Consider the following 18,082-nt stretch of genomic DNA (forward strand, 5'->3'; position numbering starts at 1 on the left):
ACGGCAACCGCGCCGTCCAAGCGTTTTTCAGCGCATGTCACGCGGGGGTGGGCGCCGTACGTACGACGCCCACCCCACGGACCGTCAGCTTCAGCTGCACCTGCGTCCGGTGTTGATGCACTGCACCATCTTGTTCATCAGCCGTGCGTCGAACACGTTGATGAAGTCACCGTGGTCGGTGACCGGCTTGTGCGCCTGCTCGGGGAAGCCGTCCAGGGCGAAGAACGGACGGGTCTTGCCGTTGTCCTTCAGGCTGGGCGCGTCCACGTCGTACACCAGGCGCTGCACCAGCTGCGGAATGGCCTTGAAGCCGCTCGGGCACCTGCCGCTCGCGTCGGCGAAGGCCACGTGCGTGCGGTGGTTGGCGCTGTCGACGTTCCGGCCGTCCCAGCAGCTCTGGAACTTGAAGGTGCGCACCACGTCGCTGCCGGACGGGCAGAGCGGGTACTTGTCCTTCAGCTGCACCTTGTTCTCGAAGCCGGTGCAGCTCCAGGAGGCGTTGGCGTTGGCCGTGCCGTTGGTGAACGCCTTGGCGTCACCGGTGATGATGCGCAGGAACTTCGGCATCGCCACGACCTTGCCGCGCGGGCTGCCCACGAAGTTCAGCGTGGCGGCCTTCGCGGTCAGGATCCGGCCGGTGTTGCCCTCGGCGCCGCCGCCCAGCTTGTCCGCGTCGAACTCCTTGGTGCCGTCGCGCAGCCGCAGCACGGGCCAGTAGTAGGTCGACTTGTCGCCCTGGTTGCGGCAACTGGTCTTGCCGGCCGCCAGGGTCTGGTCGCTGGCGAAGGCGTTGTTGGCCTGGTTGCCGACGTAGTCGTGCATGTGGTGTGCGCCGTTGGTGACGCCGGGCGCGACGATGACGTTGTCGGAGTTGTACAGCTTGTTGGCGTTGACGCCGCACCGGGTGGTGAAGACGCCGGTGGAGGCGGTCCTCGCCTTGCGCGGGGCGCGCACGTTGGGGCGGACCTTGGTGATGTCCACGAAGTCGGCGGCGACGGGGCCGTTGCCGGCCTGACCGGCGTTGCCGTTGCCGGCGCCCTGGTTGCCGCCCTGGTTGCCGCCCTGGTTGCCGCCGCCGGCCTGACCGGCGGTGGTCTGGTTGCCGGTGGAGCGCAGGGTACAGGGCGCCAGGGCCTCGAGTCCCTGCGGTCTGGCGGACACCCGGCCGATGGCGATGGCGATCCGGTCGATCGTCGCCTGCCGCTTGTCCTTCAGCGGGTTGACGATCGCGTTCTGCGCGAAGCCGGGGTCCTGCTGGATCGCCCGCTGGGAGGAGGCCAGGCGCTGGTAGGCCTCGGCCACCTGCTTGTCGAGCAGCGCCAGTTCCCGGTCGACCTGGGTGCGGGCCTGCGCCGGAACGTTCGTCAGTTTCTGGCCCACGTCCGGGCAGTCGATGGTGGAGGAGGCCGCCTGAGCCTGGTTCTGGGTTCCGTTCGGCGCGCTGGTCTCGTCGGCCGAGGCGTAGATGTTGGCCGCGACCAGTCCGCCGGCTCCCACGGCCAGTGCGGCCACCGCGCCCACCATCCGGCGGGTGGTTTTTGATCTCTTCCGCGTGTTGCGTCTCATCAGGCCTCTCAGAGCATCTTGCGGAGCCGCTGGGGCTTCCGGCATGGGGGAACCTCTGTGAGATACGGATGTGGGCACGGAATGTTCACCGACCGCGTGAAGTCGTGGAAATTTCTCGACCGCGGGCCTCACCCGGTCGCGGATCAGGAGTGCCTTCCGGAGCCACCGAGCCGCGCCCGGGGGTGTTCCCGGGCGCGGCTCGGCCGTGGCGGCGGTGGGGCGGTGCGGTTCTAGCGCCGGTGACCGCCGACGCTGACCGTGCCGGTGATCCGCGTGCCGGTGCGGTTGTCGTAGACGACGTCGCCGGTGGACTTCTTCCAGATGCTGATGCGGTAGGTGTCCGGACCGTCGGTGGCGGTGACGCGGAACCCGTAGCCGCCCTTGCCGCCGACTGTCCCGGAGCCCTGGAGGACGGCCCGGGAGCCGGTGACCACCAGCCAGTCCAGGCCCGTCGAGCGGAAGGTGAACCGGGCGGGGCCGAAGACGAACCCGGCGTGCCCGCTGGGCACGGTGGCCCCCTTGCGGTAGCGGGCGTCGAAGAGGAACGCCGCCTTCCCGGTCAGCCGCGGCCCGGCCGGGAAGGCGCCGGCCGGCGAGGTGATCGTGCCGGCGCCGGCGGCCGGGCCGGCGGCACGGTCATAGGTGACCAGCTCCGGGAGCGTGGTGGTGGCCGTGCCCGCGTCGTCGTCCTCGACGGTCACCACCGGGCGGCGGACGCCCGCCGTGGCGTAGACGTGCTCGGCGCGGCACCGGTCGCCGGTGACCCGGCCGGTCGTCGGGCTGCTGCCGTCCTTCCAGTCGACCGCGCAGGTGTGGCGGTCGGCCGTGCCCGGATCGGTGAAGGAGACCGTGACGGCCGCGCGGCCGCCCGCCGGGACGGGGGCGTCGGGGACCGTCACGGAGGTGATCGACGGGGGCGCGTTCGACACCGTGACGAGCGCGGTGTCGGTGCCGCGCCCGCCGGTCAGGGTCACCCGGTAGGTGCCGTCGTCCGAGCAGGTCACGGTCGTCCGGGCCGCGGCGGGGTCGGCGACGGTGCACGGGGCGCCGTCCCGCACCGTCCACTTGGGCGTTCCGGCCCCGGACAGAGTGCCGGCGAGCATGATCGCCTCGCCCTCGGTGCCGGTGACGTCCGGGCCCGCGCGCACGATGGTGACCGGGTCGACGCTGGTGAGGGTGGGCACGACCGTGCGGATCAGCCCGTCGGGGCCGAACTCCAGCCTGTCGACGGTGGTTTCGCGATGGGTGCCGTCGCCTCCGGGGAGGGCGAAGCGGTGGTAGGCGATGTACCAGTCGTCGGTGTGGGGGACGTGGACGACGGAGTGGTGGCCCGGGCCCTTGATGCCGAGGGCGAGGTCCTTCTCCAGGATCACGCCCCGCTTGGTCCACGGACCGGTGGGCGAGGGACCGGTGGCGTAGGCGACGCGGTAGTTCTCGTCGCGGGTGTCGTTCTCGGACCACATGAAGTAGTAGGTGCCGTCCCGCTTGATGACGAACGACCCCTCGTTGTAGCCGCCCGGGGTGATGTCCTTGACCTGTGAGGTGTCCAGGGAGGTCATGTCGGCGTTCAGGGGCGCCACGTACGCGTGCCCGTTGCCCCAGTACAGGTACGACCGGCCGTCGTCGTCGGTGAACACCGCCGGGTCGATCATCTGGCCCGGGAAGGCACCGGCCTTGAGCAGCGGCTTGCCCAGCGCGTCCTTGAACGGCCCGGTCGGCGAGTCGGACACCGCGACCCCGATGTTGGCGTCGGCGCAGAAGTAGAAGTAGTACCTCCCGTCCTTCTCGGCGATCGTCGGCGCCCATGCCCTGCTGTCCGCCCAGGAGACGTCCGGCCCGAGGTCGAGGATGACGCCGTGGTCCTTCCAGTGGACCAGGTCCTTGGAGGAGTACGCCTTGAACCGCGTCCCGCTCCAGCCCTCGAAGCCGTCGGTCGTCGGGTAGAGGTAGAAGGTGTCGCCGAAGCGGACGATGTTCGGGTCGGCGTTGAGCCCCGGCAGCACCGGGCTCCTCATGATCTGCGCCGCCACCGTCCAGGTGCGCTTCTTGCCGTCGGCCCCGGTCACCTCGTACGTCACCGGCTTGGTGAAGTCCCGCACGCTGCCGGACGCCGGGCTGATCGCCGCGCCGTGGGCGAGGGTGAACTCCGGGGCGAGGGAGGTGAGGTCGGTGCCCTCCTTCATCGGCAGCGTGATCCTGCTGCCCGCGTTGTCGACGATCGCGTCGACCTTGAGCGCGGGATGGGTCGCCTTGGCGATGCCCGCGGTGTTGCCGCCGATCTCCATGACCTCCGCGGCCGTGAGGGCACGGTCGTAGATGCGGAAGTCGTCGACCTCGCCGCCGAAGTACGGGTCGGCCGCGTACAGGGACCGGCCGATGTAGCCGCTGTAGTCCTTGTGCGCGTCGTACAGCTCGGACGGCTTGATGCTGGTCGTCGTACGGGCCGCCTCGACACCGTCGACGTAGAGGACCATCCTGCCGGTCGTGCCGTCGAGGGTGACGGTGACGTGCCGCCACTCGCCGGGCGTGAGCTGCGAGCCGGCCGTCAGCTTCGACTCCGCCGACCAACTGGCCTTGGTGATGGCCGAGTAGAGACTGGAGCCGCCGTTGGAGGGGGTGGCGAAGAGGTACTTGTCGCTGTCGGGGCCGAGGCCGAACAGCCACTGGAAGCTCGCGCCGCCCTTCCACTTGGCGTACGTCGACACGGTCACGCTGTCGGCGCCCTTCAGCACGCCGTTCGGGATCTTCACATACGGCGAGTCGGAGCCGCCGGACATCTTGAAGGAGCCGCCCTCGACGCCGGTGCCGAAGGCGGGCGTACGGGCGTAGGTGCCGTGGTAGCCGTGGCCGCTGGTGTCGCGGGCGATGGTGCCGCCGGTCTCGTCGAAGCCGTAGTGCAGGAGCAGGTCGGCGGGGACGTCGGGGCCTTCCTCCGACACGGTGACCTCGGCGCGGACCGGGAGCGCGGCGCCGCCCGGCAGGCTGCCCGTCACCGTGAAGGTGCCGGCCTGGGCGTACTCCGACGCCGGGACGTCCTCCCAGGTGACGGCGACGGGCCGCTTGATGCCGTCGGCGTAGGTGGCGATCACGGTGGCCGGCAGCACCGGCGCCTCGCCGACGCGCGTCTTCACGGAGACGTCCTCGACGCTCTGTACGAGCTGGTCCGGCTGGTAAGTGCGCAGCAGGCGGTCGTACTCGGCCTGGGTGACCGGCAGGACCGTGCCGTGGCGGGGCTTGGCGGGCAGGTCGTACCCGGTGGCCGGGGTCCAGTTGCCGGAGGCGAGGTCCGTCGTCTCGAAGGGTAGGTAGCCGCGCCCGCCGAACTCGTCCAGGAACGCGTACCACTTCTCCTCGGTGTTCGACTTGAACACCAGCGGGCCCTCGGCGGCGCTCATCGCGCCCTTGCCGATGCCCTCGGCGACCGGGGTCCACGAGCCGAGGATCGAGTCGCTCTTCTCCTCGAAGATGAACTTGCTGTTGGGCGTGGAGGAGGTGTTGTTCCGCTCGTCCTTGGAGAGGCGGTAGTAGGTGCCGTCGTGCTGGATCATCGTGGAGTCGATGACCGAGTAGCCGCGGTCGATCCAGACCTTGGGCTCGCTGAAGGTGTAGAAGTCGCGGGTGGTCGCGTACATCATGCGGTTGTACGTGTCGCCCGAGTGCGCGTCGTTGTCGTACAGCTTCGACGCCCAGAAGACGACGTACTCGCCGCGCTCGGCGTCGTAGAAGGCCTCCGGCGCCCAGGTGTTGCCCGCGCTGTCCGGGGAGACCTTCACCAGCCGCTGGTTCGTCCAGTGCACCAGGTCGGTGGACTCCCACACCATGAGGGACTTGCTGCCGGTGCGCTGGGCTGCGTCCCAGTCGCCGTTGCCGTGGATCCTGAGGTCGGTGGCGATCTGGTAGAACTTGTCGCCCTCCGGGGAGCGGATGATGAACGGGTCGCGCAGGCCCTTCTCGCCGAGCGTGGAGGTCAGGACCGGCTTGCCGTCGTTCAGCTCCCGCCAGTGCAGCGGGTCGTTGCCCTTGCTGAGGGCGGCGTAGAGCTGTTCGCCGTCCGCGGTGCCCTCGCCGGTGAAGTAGCTGAACAGGTAGCCCTTGAGGGCCGCCTTCGCGGGCAGTTCGGGCACCTTGGCGGTGAAGGTGCGGGTCGTCCTGGCCTCGCCCTTGGTGACGGTGGCGGTCAGGTCGACGGTGGTGGCGCCGTCGCCGTGCGCGGGGCGGTGGACCACGCCGTCGGCGGAGACGACGTCCGGGTCGGCGGAGGTCCAGGTGACGTCCGTGCCGTGCTCGCCCCGGGCGGGCAGGGTGAGGTTGCCGCGTACGTCGTCGAGGTTGTGGACGGTGAGCGCCTCGGCGGCCTGCTCGGTGGCGGTCCTGTCGTCGAAGGCGGCCTTGACCGTGATCGCGAAGCTCTTGGTGTCGGTGACGGTGCCCTTCCTCAGGGTCGCCGTGAGCGTGGCGTGGGCGTCGGGTTCACCGGCGGCGGGGCGCGTCACCCTGCCGCTGCCGGACACCACGGACGGGGTGTCGCTGGCCCAGCTGATCGTGGAACCGCCGGCCGTGCCGGTCTTCGGCAGGTCCAGGTCGGCGGTGACGGCGCTGGTGTCGCCGAGACCGAGGGCCGCCTTGTCGTCGGCGACGCCCTGGGTGGCCACGGGGAGGGAGAGCTGCTCGACCTCGGAGCCCGTCAGCGCGCGGTCGTAGACCCGGAAGTCACGGATGCGGCCCTTGAAGAGCTTGTCGCCGGAGTAGAGGGACTTGCCGATGTGGTTGGCGGTGGTCAGGCCGGAGCCGATGGCGCCGGGCGTGAGGGTGACGGAGGTGGTGCGGCCCACCTCCACGCCGTCCTCGTAGAGCACGCCCGTGGTGCCGGTCTGGGTGTAGGCGAGGTGCTTCCACACCCCTCGGCTGAGCTGGTGGGAGTCGGCCGGCCTGGTGGTCTGCTCGGTGGACCAGTTGCCGGTGGCGATCGAGGTGCGCAGGGGCGTGCCGGTGGTGAACAGGTAGCCGTTGCCGTTGCCGCCGCTGGAGTTGCCGAAGCCGTACAGGAAGTACGGCGTGGACTGCTCGGGGTCGATCCGTACGTCCAGGGAGACGGTGATCGCGGTCATGCCCTTCATGAGGTTGTCCGGCACCTTGATGGAGGTGTCGGTCCCGTTGAAGGCGAGGCCCTGACCTGCGGGCGACCAGTCGGCGGTGCCGTTCACCGTGCCGTCGCGGCCGTGGCCGGAGGCGTCGGGCACGGTGCTGCCGGAGGGCGCGTCGAGCTTGTACCACAGGGCCAGGCCGTCGGTGAGCTCCGCGGCCGGGGCCGTCTGCGCGGCGCCCGCCGGGGCGGCGGGTCCGGCGAGGGCGAGCAGGAGCGCCGCGGCGGTCGGTCCGGCGAGATGGCCCGCCAGGCGTCGCGCGCGGCTGCGGAGCGGGGGGATGCGCGTCATGGTGGAGGTTCCCTGCTGAGACCCGGCTGGGGGCCGGGAGGAGCGGCGGAAGGGGGCGGGCACGGCGAGCCGCCGGCACGCTCTCGGCGGACAGCGGCCGTTACGGGGAGGTGACGTCGTGTGGCGAGAGTGTCAATCGGCGTACAGGGCAGCGTCAAGAGGTATCGAACAATGTCCGACCGACCGAACGGCCCGTGCGGGAACGGCAGTTGACAAGGACACACGAGTCGGGGCAGATGCCCCGTACGCCCGCCGGGTGGTGATCGGCGCACCGCTTCGGGTACCGGTAGCCGCATGGCTGATGTGGTGCAGGCGGGACTGTGGGGACTGGTGGCGGGATCGGCGCTGCTGCTCGGGGCCGCGCTCGGGTACGGGCTGCGCGTGCCGCAGAAGGTGATCGCCATGGTGATGGCGTTCGGTGCCGGGGTGCTGCTGTCGGCGGTCTCCTTCGAACTGGTCGGTGAGGCGTACGAGCAGGCAGGCCTCGCCCCGGCCGCGATCGGCACGCTCGGCGGCGCCGTCGCCTACACCGCGGGCAACCTGTGGCTGGCCCGCCGCGGCGCCCGGCACCGCAAACGCTCCGGCCACCAGCCGGCGCAGGCGCAGCCGTCGGAGGCGGAGCAGGGCGGCTCCGGGACGGCACTGGCCCTCGGGGCGCTGCTGGACGGCGTCCCGGAGTCCGCGGTCATCGGGGTCAGCCTGCTCGACGGCGGGGCGGTCAGCCTGGTGACGGTGGCGGCGGTGTTCATCAGCAACCTGCCCGAGGGACTGTCGAGTTCGGCCGGGATGAAACGCTCCGGGCGCGGCCGGGCGTACGTCTTCGGGGTGTGGGCGGCGATCGCCGCCGCCAGTACCGTCTCCGCCGTCCTCGGCTACACCGTCGTCGGGGCGTTCTCCCCGGCCGTGATCGCCGCGGTCACGGCGGTGGCCGCCGGGGCGATCCTCGCCATGATCGCCGACACGATGATCCCCGAGGCGTTCGAGGAGGCCCATCTGGCGATCGGCCTGGTCACGGTGTGCGGCTTCCTGGTGTCCTTCGCCCTCTCGCACGCCTGAGCGGCCGCCGTGGCGCCCGGCCGGGCAGCGCGAGTGCGGCGGGCGGGCGTCAGGTGGCCGGCCGGTCCTCGCCGGGCCGGTGCAGCACCGTGAGCAGGTCGTCGCGTCCGGCCACCGCCTCCAGGGACAGCGTGCGGTACCCGGCCTGGTCGAACAGCACGGTGATGCGGTCCTGGTCCTCGCTCAGCACGGTCCCCTCGCCCCACTGCTCGTGCCGGACCTGCGTGCCGACGGGGTAGGCGGCCGCGTCGGGGTGGGCGGGCCGCTCCCCGATCCCGCCGTCCCCGGCGTCCTCCTCGGCGCAGCGGTCGCAGTTCCCGCACGGCGGCGCGTACTCCTCACCGAAGTAGCCGAGCAGGAAGTGCCGTCGGCAGCCGGTCGTCTCGGCGTACGCCCGGGCCATCTCGACCCGGGACCGGTCGGTGCGGCGATGCGCCTGCGCGGTGCGCGCGGCCCGCTCGGCCGCCCGGCCGGGCGGCACGCCGGGGGCCGGACGCACCTCGCCGTCCTCCCCCGTGGCGACGGCGTCGGCCTCCTCCAGGAGGTTGACGGCCGCGGTGACCCGGTTCCTGGACAGGCCCGTGTCCTCCCGCAGGTCGTCCAGGTCGGCGGGGTCCGCGCGGTGCTCGTGCACGGCCTCGGCGACTTCGGACAGCGCGTCACGGCTCGGGGTCCGGCCCGCGAAGTACGTCTGCATGCCCGTGTCCTGCGGGCGGTAGTGCAGGACGGCCAGGGCCGGGTCCCCGTCCCGGCCGCAGCGGCCGATCTCCTGGTAGTAGGCGTCCAGGGATCCCGGCAGCGACGCGTGCAGCACGAACCGTACGTCCGCCTTGTCGATGCCCATGCCGAACGCCGAGGTCGCCACGACGACGTCGGCCGCGCCGGAGAGGAAGGCGTCGTGGATCCGGGCGCGTTCGGCCGCGCGCAGTCCGGCGTGGTACGCCTCGGCGGCCAGGCCCAGCGAGGCCAGTTCCTCCGCGTAGTACTCGCTGTCCTTGCGGGTCGCCGCGTACACGATGCCCGGCTTGGGTTCGGCGGCGGCCCGCTCGACCACCGCCCGGCGCCGCTCGTCGTCGTCCTGGAAGCGGCGCACCTCCAGGCGGATGTTGGGCCGGTCGAACCCGGTCACCATCAGCCGCGGGTCGCGCATGCCGAGCCGCTCGGCGATCTCCTTGCGCACCGGCGGGGCGGCGGTCGCCGTCAGGGCCAGGACCGGGGGCCCGCCCAGGCGGCGTACGGCCTGCTCCAGGCGCAGGTAGTCGGGGCGGAAGTCGTGGCCCCAGGACGACACGCACTGCGCCTCGTCCACCACGACCAGGGCCGGCCGGGCCTCGGCCAGCCGCTCCACCACCTCGTCCTTGGCCAGCTGCTCCGGCGACAGGTACACGAGCCGGGCCTCGCCCCGGCTCACCGCCTCCCAGGCGGCCCGGACGCCGGCGGCGCCCTGGGCGGAGTTCACCGCGACGGCTCCGGGCACCCGGTCGTCCTCCGGCAGGCCGGCCATCTGGTCCCGCTGGAGGGCCAGCAGCGGCGACACGACCACCACCGGTCTCGACAGGGTCATGGCGGGGACCTGGTAGACGGCGGACTTGCCGGATCCGGTCGGCATGACGACGAGGGTGTCCTCACCGTCGAGGACCCACTCCATGGCGGTGAGCTGCTCGGGCAGCAGGGTGTCCCAGCCGAACACGTCGGCGGCGATCCGGCGCAGCCGAGCGGCCCGGTCCTGCCCGGCCCGCGTCCCCTTCCGTCCCATGACCCGCTCCCTGCTGCTCGGCCGGGACACGGGTACGAGGCGCGCCCTCGGCGCCTGCTGAGTACCCCGGGGCAGCCGGACGAAAGCGGAAGCGGGCCGCCGGCCGGCGGGGGCCGACTGCCCCTCGCACCGGCCCGGTGAGAAGGCCTGCCGCCACCGCTACAGCCAGGACCGCAGCACCAGCCGGGGCAGGGAACGTACGAACCAGGCGGTGGCCAGGCCGAGGACGGCGCCGGCGGCGACGTCGGTGGGGTAGTGGGCGCCGCTCTGCACCCGTTCGACGGCCACGGCCGCCGCCGGTACCGCGCACAGGGCACCCACCGCCGGCCAGGTGGGGGCGACGGTCGCGGTGAACGCCACCGCGGCCGCGGTGTGCCCGGACGGGAACGACGAGGAGTCGGGACGGTCCTCGACCTCGTCGTGCGGGATCCACTCCTTGGGCGGCCGGGGACGCCCGGTGAGCTGCTTGCTCACGCCGTTGGAGACCAGCTGCGCCAGCGCCACCGCCGTCAGCCCGGCGGCCGCCGCCGTACGGCCGCGCCGGCCGCCCCACCAGGCCATCGCCGCGGCGGCACCGCACCACAGCTTGGTGCCCTCGGCCACTTCCTCCACCGCGGACAGGGCCCGGTGGACACCGGGTGGGGTCCGCCCGGCCAGCCGCTGCGTGATGTGTCGATCCGTCTCCCGCACTTCGGTCAGCAAGCCCATGACCTGTGAGTGTCCGCCGATCCGGGCGTCACACCCGGGACCGGCGGAGACGAGTACGGCAGACGGCGTACGGTCAGTCCGTGGCCAGCAGCCCCGCGCGCAGCCGGGCCACGATGCGCGCGGTGAGACGGGAGACGTGCATCTGCGAGATGCCCAGGCGGCGGCCGATCTCCGCCTGGGTGAGCTCCTCGACGAACCGCAGGTGGAGGATGAGCCGGTCGCGTTCGTCCAGGTCGGCGACGAGCGGGGCGAGGGCGTGGAGGTCGTCCACGCGTTCCAGCGCGGGATCCTCCGCGCCGATGAAGGCGGACAGGGGCGTGTCCTGCTCGTCGGAGTCCGCTCCGATCGCGGCGTCGAGGGAGGAGGAGGAGTAGCCGTTCGCCGCGACCTGCGCCTCGACGACCTCCTCCTCGGTCAGGTTCATCAGGGCCGCCAGTTCCGCGGCCTTGGGCGCGCGGCCGAGCCGGGTGCTGAGTTCCTCGGTGGCCTTGGCGAGTTCGGCGCGCGCCTCCTGCAGGCGGCGCGGCACGTGCACGGCCCAGGTGGTGTCGCGGAAGAACCGCTTGATCTCGCCGACGATGCAGGGCACCGCGAAGCTGGTGAACTGGACCTCGCGGGAGAGGTCGAACCGGTCGATGGCCTTGATCAGGCCGATGACGCCGACCTGGACGACGTCCTCCATGCTGTGGTTGCCGGCCCGGAACCGCCCCGCGGCGTACCGCACCAGGGACATGTTCATCTCGATGAGGGTGTTGCGGGCGTACTGGTACTCCGCGGTGCCCTCCTCCAGTACGGCGAGCCGCTCGAAGAACAGCCGGGACAGCTCCCGCGCGTCCTGAGGGGAGATGTGCTGGGGGTCGGCGATCCGCGGCAGCTCGGTGCCGGCTTCGGTCGCTGCGCCGACACTCGTCGTCGCCTTCACGGGCCCTCCCTGGTCCGTCCCGGCCCGCTCGGTCCCCCGGCGGGCTCTCCGGGCCGCTACCCAGGATGTCCGGCCCCATGCCCTGACCGGCCGGTCCCGATACCCGTGCGCGGCCCCCGCCCCTAGGGTGGGGTCATGTACACGACCCAGGTCTCCGGCCATGTCGACGCACCCCGCTCCGCCGTGTACCAGGCGCTGGTGAGCCCTCAGGCGCTCACCCAGTGGCGGGTGCCGCCCGGCATGTCCGTTCAGGTGCACGAGTTCGAGGCCCGGGAGCAAGGCCGGTTCCGCATCTCGCTCACGTACGACGCGCCGGACCGGGCCGGCAAGTCCGCCGCGCGCACCGACACCTACCGGGGTCACTTCGCCCGGCTGGTGCCGGACGAGCAGGTGGTGGAGGTCCTGGAGTTCGAGACCGACGACCCGGCGCTGCGCGGCACGATGACCATGACGACCACCCTGACCGACGCCGGCGACGGCGGCACCGACGTCCTGGTCGTCCACGAGAACGTCCCCGACGCGGTGCCCGCCGCCGACAACGAGACGGGCACACGGCTGGCGCTGGCGAATCTGGCACGGTACGTGGAGGCGAAGCAGCGCGCCTAGGGGTGCCCCGTTCTGTCCCGCGACCACGGTTCCCGGACACCTCGCTGTGACGCAGGTCATTGCCGCCGAAGCCGGGCATATGCCGACACTGAGGATCGACGGCACCGCACAGAGAGCTGAACCCATGAGTCAGCACGTTCACGTCCGCCTCAGCGACGGCCTCGCCGTGTCCGAGGACGGCGAGCTGGTCGAGCACTCACGCTGCCGCTGTGGAGCCACCTGGACCAGGACCTACCGCGCCGACGAGGACGGCGAGCCCGGAGCGGAGTAGGCACCCATCCCGACCCGGTGGCCGTGCCCCCGTGCTCCTCGGCCACGCCACCCCTGATCCTCCTGCGTGCCCCCGTGCGCCCCCTCGCAGGAAGGGTTCGGCACGTCGTCGCCGGGTTGGACTTGGGCAGGAAACGCTTCGCGCACCACTCGGTGGAACGTCACCGCATTCCGTGTGTCGACTGAGGCAGGTGGTATTCGATGAGCGAATCCGGTCCCGGACCAGAACGAAACTGGGCAGTGGGCACTGCTCCAGGCATATTCCCGTCCATCGGTCACGGTATCGCTCTTTTCCGTCGCCCGCTGGACTTCCTGAATTCCCTTCCGGCGCACGGGGATCTGGTCCGCATTCGCCTCGGCCCGCAGCACGCCTGGATGGTGTGTCACCCGGACCTGGTCCACGAGATGCTCAAGGACGCGCGCACCTTCGACAAGGGCGGCCCGCAGTACGACCGGCTGCGCCCGCTGATGGGCCAGGGGGTCGTCACCTGCCCCCACGGGGAGCACCGCCGCCAGCGCAGACTGCTGCAACCCGCCTTCCGGGCGGCCCGCGTCGCCGCGCACACGGAGCTGATGGCCGAGGAGGCGGAGGCGGTCTGCCGGACCTGGCGGGCGGGGGCGCCGGTCGACGTCAGCGCCGAGATGATGACGCTGACCACGCGGGTGATGAGCCGGGTGCTGTTCTCCGACTCGCTGGATGCCGCGACGGCGTCGGAGATACGCGACTGTCTCGGCGTCGTCGTCCGCGGTCTGTTCGTCCGTACGGTCGTGCCGCTCGACGCGGTGTTCCGGCTGCCCGCGCCCGCGAACCTCCGCTACCGGCGCGCGCTCGCCCGCCTGCACACGCTCATCGACACACTGATCGCCGAGCGGCGCCACGCGGGCACCGGCCGGGACGACCTGCTGGGCACCCTGCTGCGGGCCGCGGACGGCGGCGGAACGGAAACCGTCACCGAGCGGGTCACCGAGCAGGAGGTCCACGACCAGCTCCTCACGCTCCTGCTGACCGGCGTCGAGACGACCGCGCTGCTGCTGGCCTCCGCGTCGAGCCTGCTGGCCCGGCATCCGCAGGCGGAACAGTTACTGCACGAGGAGGTCGACACGGTGCTCGCCGGTCGGTCCCGGCCCGGGCCCGAGGACCTGCCGCACCTGGTCCACACCCGTTGCGTGCTCACCGAGACGCTGCGCCACTCGCCGCCGGGCTGGCTCTTCACCCGCGTCACCACGCGGGAGACGGAGCTCGCCGGACAGCGACTGCCCCGCGGCACGACCGTGCTGTACAGCCCCTACCTCCTGCACCACGACCCCGCGTCGTTCCCCGAGCCCGACCGGTTCCTGCCCGAGCGCTGGCTGCCGGGCCGCGGCGGCGCCGAACGCCCCGGCGCGATGATCCCGTTCGCCGCGGGAAGCCGGAAGTGCCTCGGTGACGCGTTCGCCATGGCCGAGGCCACCCTCGCCCTGGCGACGATCGCCGCGCACTGGCGCCTGCGCCACCGGCCCGGGCCCGTCCGGACACCGCGGCCCGCGGTCACCCTCGGCCCGCGGTCCCTGGTGATGACCTGCGCACCGCGGACGCCCCGCACAGCGGTGGGATCCCTGGTACCCGACTCACGAACGGCAGGTGGCAACGGTGTCGACGACGCATGAGAACCTCACGGCCGTCGCGCAGGGCGGCCTCTCCGCCGCCGGCCTGCGGGACCTGATCGACGCCGAGCTCTACATGCCCTTTCCCTTCCGGAGCAATCCGCACGAAACGCAGGCGGCGGCGGGGGTCGAGACCTGGCTGCGGCGGTGGGGGCTGACCGCCGACCCGGCGGTGGCGGCGATGATCCGCCGTACGCGGCCCGCGCAGTTGGCCTCCTTCAACAGCCCGGGCGTGGACGCCGGCATCCTGCAGATCGTGGCCAACCAGATCGCCTACCAGTTCGTCTTCGACGACCGGGCGGAGGAGGTGGGCCGGACCGGGCCGGAACGGCTGCTGCCGATGCTGTGCGAGAGCGTCGCGGTCCTGCGGGACGGCGAGCGGCCCGCCACGGCCCTCGGGGCCGCGCTGGCGGATCTCCACCGGCAGGTGAGGGAGCGGTGCACCCCGGCGCAGGCCGCGCGCTGGGCCTGGGCGAGCAGCGAGTACGTGCACGGGCTGCTGTACGAGGCGGTGGCGCACGCCGGCTCCGCTCCGCCGCGGACCGGGGTGTGCACCTCGATCCGTTCGCTCACCGCGGGCGTCGAGCCGTTCTACCCGCTGTACGAGGCGGCCCAGCCGTGTGAGATGACCCCCGAGGAGGTCCACCACCCGGCCCTGCGGCGCCTGCGGCGGCTGTCGGTCGACGCGGCCGTGTGGATAGCCGACCTGTTCTCCGCGCCGAAGGAGCAGCAGGCGGGCGAGATGATCAACCTGGCGCTCGCCCACCAGCGCGCCCACCGGTGCTCCCTGCCGGCGGCCGTCGCCTCGGCCATCGAGCAGATCAACGACACCATCCGTGAGTTCGAGCGGCTCCGCGCGCAAACCCAGCCGAGCCTGAGCCCGGCCGGCCTCGGTTACCTGGACGGCATGGTCGGCTGGATACGCGGCTGCTACTACTGGTCCCGTGCGGTTCCTCGCTACACGGAGACGGTCACGGCACCGGCGCTCCCCTGAAGCGAGCCCCCCGTGAACCCCACGGGTGAGAGGAGACCATTCGAGCAACGCTACCCGAGCGTCAGGCCGCCAATCCGCTCCGCGGTCTGATTCACCCTTATCTGTCGTCCTCCTGCCGCACAACGGCCTGCCGGCCGGTCCCGACCCTACGCTCGCCCTGCCCGAGAGGACCAACGACAGGAAGCGGTAGGGCACATGACGTACGGGTCACCACCCCTGTCCCCCGACTCCCGGCCCCTGCTCGAGCGCCGGCGGGAACTCCGGGCGCTCGACACCGCGCTGTCGGACCTCCGCGCCGCCGCGGAGGGCGGGCCGGGGGCACGGCACCGCGGGCTCCTCGCCTTCACCGGCCCGGCCGGGCGGGGCAAGACGGCGCTCATCGCGGAGGCACGCGCCCGGGCCGTGGCGCGCGGGTTCCGGGTGCTGTCGGGCAGGGGCGGCGAGACGGAGCAGGAACTGGCGTTCCGCGTGGTCCGCCAGTTCATGCAGCCCGCCCTCGCGGCGCAGAGCGAGACGGACCTGCGTTCCTTCCTGGGCAGTTGGTACGACATCCTCGCGGCGGCCCTCGGTCTGGAGGCCGCGGACACCTCCCCCGTGCCCGACCCGACCGGCGTGCGCGACGGTCTCGACTGGGTCATGACGCGCCTGGCACTGCAGAAGGAGCCTGTCGTCCTGCTGCTGGACGACGCGCACTGGGCCGATCCGGAGTCCCTCAGCTGGCTCGCCTCCTTCGGTCCGCGCGCCGCGGACCTTCCCTTGCTGATCGTCGTCGCCTACCGCCCCGACGAACTGCCCCCGGAGCCGGCCGCTTTCCGCTCTCTCGTCGAACGTCACCACAACCGCCCCTACAGCCTCGCGCCGCTGTCCGCCGCCGGCGTCGCGGAGATCGTGCGGGAACAGGTGGGGGACGCGGCGGAGGACGCGTTCTGCGAGGAGTGCTGGACGGTCACCGGCGGCAGCCCGTACGAGGCCGTCGAACTGGCGATCCGGCTCGGTGAGCGGAACCTGAAGGGCACGCGGGAGGACCTGCCGATGATGCGGGACCTCGCGGCGCAGACCAAGGGCCCGGGGCTGCTCGAGCGGCTGCAACGGCTCGGCACGGAAACCGTGTACTTCGCGCAAGCCGCCGCCGTACTGGGTGCCCCCTTCGCCCCGGACCTCGCCGCCGCCGTCGCCGTCCTCGGCAGCGAGGCGGCCGCCGAGGCCGTCGAGAAGCTGCGCGCGGCGCGGATCCTGGCCGAGGGCCGGGCGTCCGGCGGCGGTCTCGACTTCGTCCACCCGGTGATCGCGACCACGATCTACCGGAACATCCGTCCACGGTGGCGGGTGGGCTTGCACAACGCCGCCGTGGAGGCCCTCCAGGCGGCGGGACACGGCGCCACCGCCGTCGCCCGCCACCTGCTGGAGGTCCCCTGCGAAGGGAGGCCCGAAGCCGTGGAGTGCCTTCGGGAGGCAGCCCGGGAGTACCTCCGCGCCGGAGCGCCGGAGGCCGCCCGTCGCCTGCTGAACCGGGCGCTGCAGGAGCCTCCCCCCGCGGAGGAACGCGCCGCGCTGCTGCACGAGCTGGCCTGCGCGACGTTCCTGATCGAGCCCACGGCCACCGTCAGCCATCTGCGGGCGGCGCTGGCGGAGCCGGGGGTCGATCCCGAGCTGCGCGCCTCCATCGTCTACCGGCTGGCCCAGGCGCTGGCCCACACCGACCGGATGGCCGAGGCCGCGAGCGTGGCCGCCGACGAGGCGCGCAAAGCGACCAACCCGCGTGTCCGGCTGCGGATGCAGGCCGACCACTTCGTCTGGAGCATGTTCCGCACCGACGAACCCGGCTCCTCCGCCCGCTCCCGCATGCTGGCACGGCTGTCCGAGCGGCTGATCGCCCGCCAGGGCCGGGCCGGACGCGGGCTCGAGGAGCGCTGCATCCTGGGCCTGCGGGCGTGGGACGCGCTGCTGCGCGGCGAGCCGCGGGAGAGCGTTCTGCTGTTCGCCGAAGAGGCCCTGCGGGGCGGGATGAGCTGGACCGACGAGAACCGGGGCTTCGAGGTGCCCGTCTCCGTGGCCCTGGCCTTCATGTACTGCGACCAGCCGCGGCGGGCCGAGGACCTGTTCACCAAGGGCATGGCCGAGTGCGTGGCCAAGGGCTGGCGCGGCTCCCACCTGGCCGTCGGTCAGGCCCTGTACGGCTACATCCGGTACCGCAGGGGCTGCCTGGCCGAGGCGGAGAACTGGGTCTGGGAAGGCCTGCGCACCGCCGAACGAGTCGAAGGCGCCGTCCCCGCCCTGTGGTTCGCCGTCGGGGTCCTCATCCAGACACTGGTGGCCCGCGGCCGGCTGAACACGGCCCGCCGGCTCGCCGACCGGTACCACTACGCGGACCAGACCCCGAACGCCGTCACCTACCCCGACCCCCGCACGGTCTACGCCGAACTGCTCATGGCCGAGGGGCGCTACGAGGAGGCGCAGGAGAAGCTGTCCGCCGTCGGGGAGTGGCTTGAGTCGCGGGACTGGCGCAACCCCGCCTGGTGCCCCTGGCAGCTGAACCTGGCCCGGGTGCTGGCCCGTACCGCTCCGGAGCGGGCGGCCGAGCACGCGCGGGAGGCCGTCAAGCGGGCCCGGGACTTCGGTGCGGCGTCCGTGATCGGGCAGAGTGTGCACACCTTGGCCGAGGTGACGGGCGGGCCGTCGGCGCTGGAGCTGTACGCGGAGGCCGTCGACCACCTGGAGCGGTCACCGGCCGCCCACGAGCTGGCCCGCGCCCTGGTGGGCTACGGTGCCGCCCTGTCCCGCAACGGCCGGCTCACCGAGGCCGCTGACCGGCTGTACCAGGGCCTGGAGGGGGCCGTGCACTGCGGTGCCGAGACGCTGGCGGCGCGGGCCCGGGAGGAGTTGTCCGCGGCCGGGCTGCGGCCGCTGCCGTTGCGGTACGCGCAGACGGACACGCTCACCGCCGCCGAGCGTACGGCCGCCGAGCTGACGGCCCAGGGGCATCCGGTCGCGGTCGTCGCCAAGGAACTGCACCTGACCGAGCAGGGGGTGCGGCAGCTGCTGTCGTCCGTGTACCGGAAGATCGGCACGGATGCCGCCGGACTCGCCCCGGCCCTGGAGACCTATCCGCGGCCCCGGACCTGACC

At 72.4% G+C, this 18,082-nt stretch carries 11 protein-coding genes; 6 read left to right on the plus strand and 5 right to left on the minus strand.

What is annotated here, in order from left to right:
• Positions 1-90 precede the first annotated feature (90 nt).
• Positions 91-1,566: a DUF1996 domain-containing protein gene (locus tag AB0K80_RS16585; protein ID WP_365670036.1), complete on the minus strand. Its 1,476-nt coding sequence runs from the start codon at positions 1,564-1,566 to the stop codon at positions 91-93.
• A 230-nt stretch (positions 1,567-1,796) separates the two neighbouring features.
• On the minus strand, positions 1,797-7,001 hold the full coding sequence (locus AB0K80_RS16590; protein WP_365670038.1) for a family 43 glycosylhydrolase: 5,205 nt from the start codon (positions 6,999-7,001) through the stop codon (positions 1,797-1,799).
• Positions 7,002-7,295: 294 nt separating this feature from the next.
• Here AB0K80_RS16590 and AB0K80_RS16595 point away from each other — a divergent pair, with 294 nt between their 5' ends.
• Positions 7,296-8,057 carry a ZIP family zinc transporter gene (locus AB0K80_RS16595; RefSeq protein WP_365670041.1) on the plus strand — a complete coding sequence of 254 codons (762 nt, stop codon included), beginning with the start codon at positions 7,296-7,298 and terminating at the stop codon, positions 8,055-8,057.
• A gap of 49 nt (positions 8,058-8,106) precedes the next feature.
• On the opposite strand, the gene AB0K80_RS16600 is transcribed toward AB0K80_RS16595, so the two are convergent.
• From AB0K80_RS16600 to AB0K80_RS16610, 3 genes are all read right to left on the minus strand, one after another.
• Entirely contained in the window at positions 8,107-9,813 is a 1,707-nt protein-coding gene (locus AB0K80_RS16600; protein ID WP_365670043.1) for a RecQ family ATP-dependent DNA helicase, read from the minus strand.
• A gap of 159 nt (positions 9,814-9,972) precedes the next feature.
• Positions 9,973-10,521, minus strand: a complete 549-nt coding sequence (locus AB0K80_RS16605; RefSeq protein ID WP_365670046.1) for a phosphatase PAP2 family protein — start codon at positions 10,519-10,521, stop codon at positions 9,973-9,975.
• 73 nt (positions 10,522-10,594) lie between these two features.
• Positions 10,595-11,443, minus strand: a complete 849-nt coding sequence (locus tag AB0K80_RS16610; protein WP_365670049.1) for an RNA polymerase sigma factor SigF — start codon at positions 11,441-11,443, stop codon at positions 10,595-10,597.
• Positions 11,444-11,578: 135 nt separating this feature from the next.
• Here AB0K80_RS16610 and AB0K80_RS16615 point away from each other — a divergent pair, with 135 nt between their 5' ends.
• From AB0K80_RS16615 to AB0K80_RS16635, 5 genes are all read left to right on the plus strand, one after another.
• A complete protein-coding gene (locus AB0K80_RS16615) occupies positions 11,579-12,049 on the plus strand; it encodes an SRPBCC domain-containing protein (RefSeq protein ID WP_365670052.1) in 471 nt (156 codons plus the stop codon).
• A 124-nt stretch (positions 12,050-12,173) separates the two neighbouring features.
• Positions 12,174-12,320, plus strand: a complete 147-nt coding sequence (locus AB0K80_RS16620; protein WP_365670053.1) for a hypothetical protein — start codon at positions 12,174-12,176, stop codon at positions 12,318-12,320.
• Positions 12,321-12,520: 200 nt separating this feature from the next.
• Positions 12,521-13,966, plus strand: coding sequence for a cytochrome P450 (locus AB0K80_RS16625; protein ID WP_365670055.1), 1,446 nt, complete (start codon positions 12,521-12,523; stop codon positions 13,964-13,966).
• A complete protein-coding gene (locus AB0K80_RS16630; RefSeq protein WP_365670058.1) occupies positions 13,950-14,957 on the plus strand; it encodes a (-)-alpha-amorphene synthase in 1,008 nt (335 codons plus the stop codon). Before AB0K80_RS16625 ends, AB0K80_RS16630 begins: the two co-directional genes overlap by 17 nt.
• 195 nt (positions 14,958-15,152) lie before the next feature.
• Positions 15,153-18,080, plus strand: a complete 2,928-nt coding sequence (locus tag AB0K80_RS16635) for an AAA family ATPase (RefSeq protein ID WP_365670060.1) — start codon at positions 15,153-15,155, stop codon at positions 18,078-18,080.
• The last annotated feature ends 2 nt before the right edge of the window (positions 18,081-18,082 follow it).

It is taken from the genome of Streptomyces sp. NPDC052682 (assembly GCF_040678435.1).
Classification (GTDB): Bacteria; Actinomycetota; Actinomycetes; order Streptomycetales; family Streptomycetaceae; genus Streptomyces.

Excerpts from the sequence above, each read along its gene's own strand:
- AB0K80_RS16585 (WP_365670036.1), bottom strand. The coding sequence starts at position 1,566 with ATGAGACGCAACACGCGGAAGAGATCAAAAACCACCCGCCGGATGGTG.
- AB0K80_RS16590 (WP_365670038.1), bottom strand. The coding sequence starts at position 7,001 with ATGACGCGCATCCCCCCGCTCCGCAGCCGCGCGCGACGCCTGGCGGGC.
- AB0K80_RS16595 (WP_365670041.1), top strand. The coding sequence starts at position 7,296 with ATGGCTGATGTGGTGCAGGCGGGACTGTGGGGACTGGTGGCGGGATCG.
- AB0K80_RS16600 (WP_365670043.1), bottom strand. The coding sequence starts at position 9,813 with ATGGGACGGAAGGGGACGCGGGCCGGGCAGGACCGGGCCGCTCGGCTG.
- AB0K80_RS16605 (WP_365670046.1), bottom strand. The coding sequence starts at position 10,521 with ATGGGCTTGCTGACCGAAGTGCGGGAGACGGATCGACACATCACGCAG.
- AB0K80_RS16615 (WP_365670052.1), top strand. The coding sequence starts at position 11,579 with ATGTACACGACCCAGGTCTCCGGCCATGTCGACGCACCCCGCTCCGCC.
- AB0K80_RS16620 (WP_365670053.1), top strand. The coding sequence starts at position 12,174 with ATGAGTCAGCACGTTCACGTCCGCCTCAGCGACGGCCTCGCCGTGTCC.
- AB0K80_RS16625 (WP_365670055.1), top strand. The coding sequence starts at position 12,521 with ATGAGCGAATCCGGTCCCGGACCAGAACGAAACTGGGCAGTGGGCACT.
- AB0K80_RS16635 (WP_365670060.1), top strand. The coding sequence starts at position 15,153 with ATGACGTACGGGTCACCACCCCTGTCCCCCGACTCCCGGCCCCTGCTC.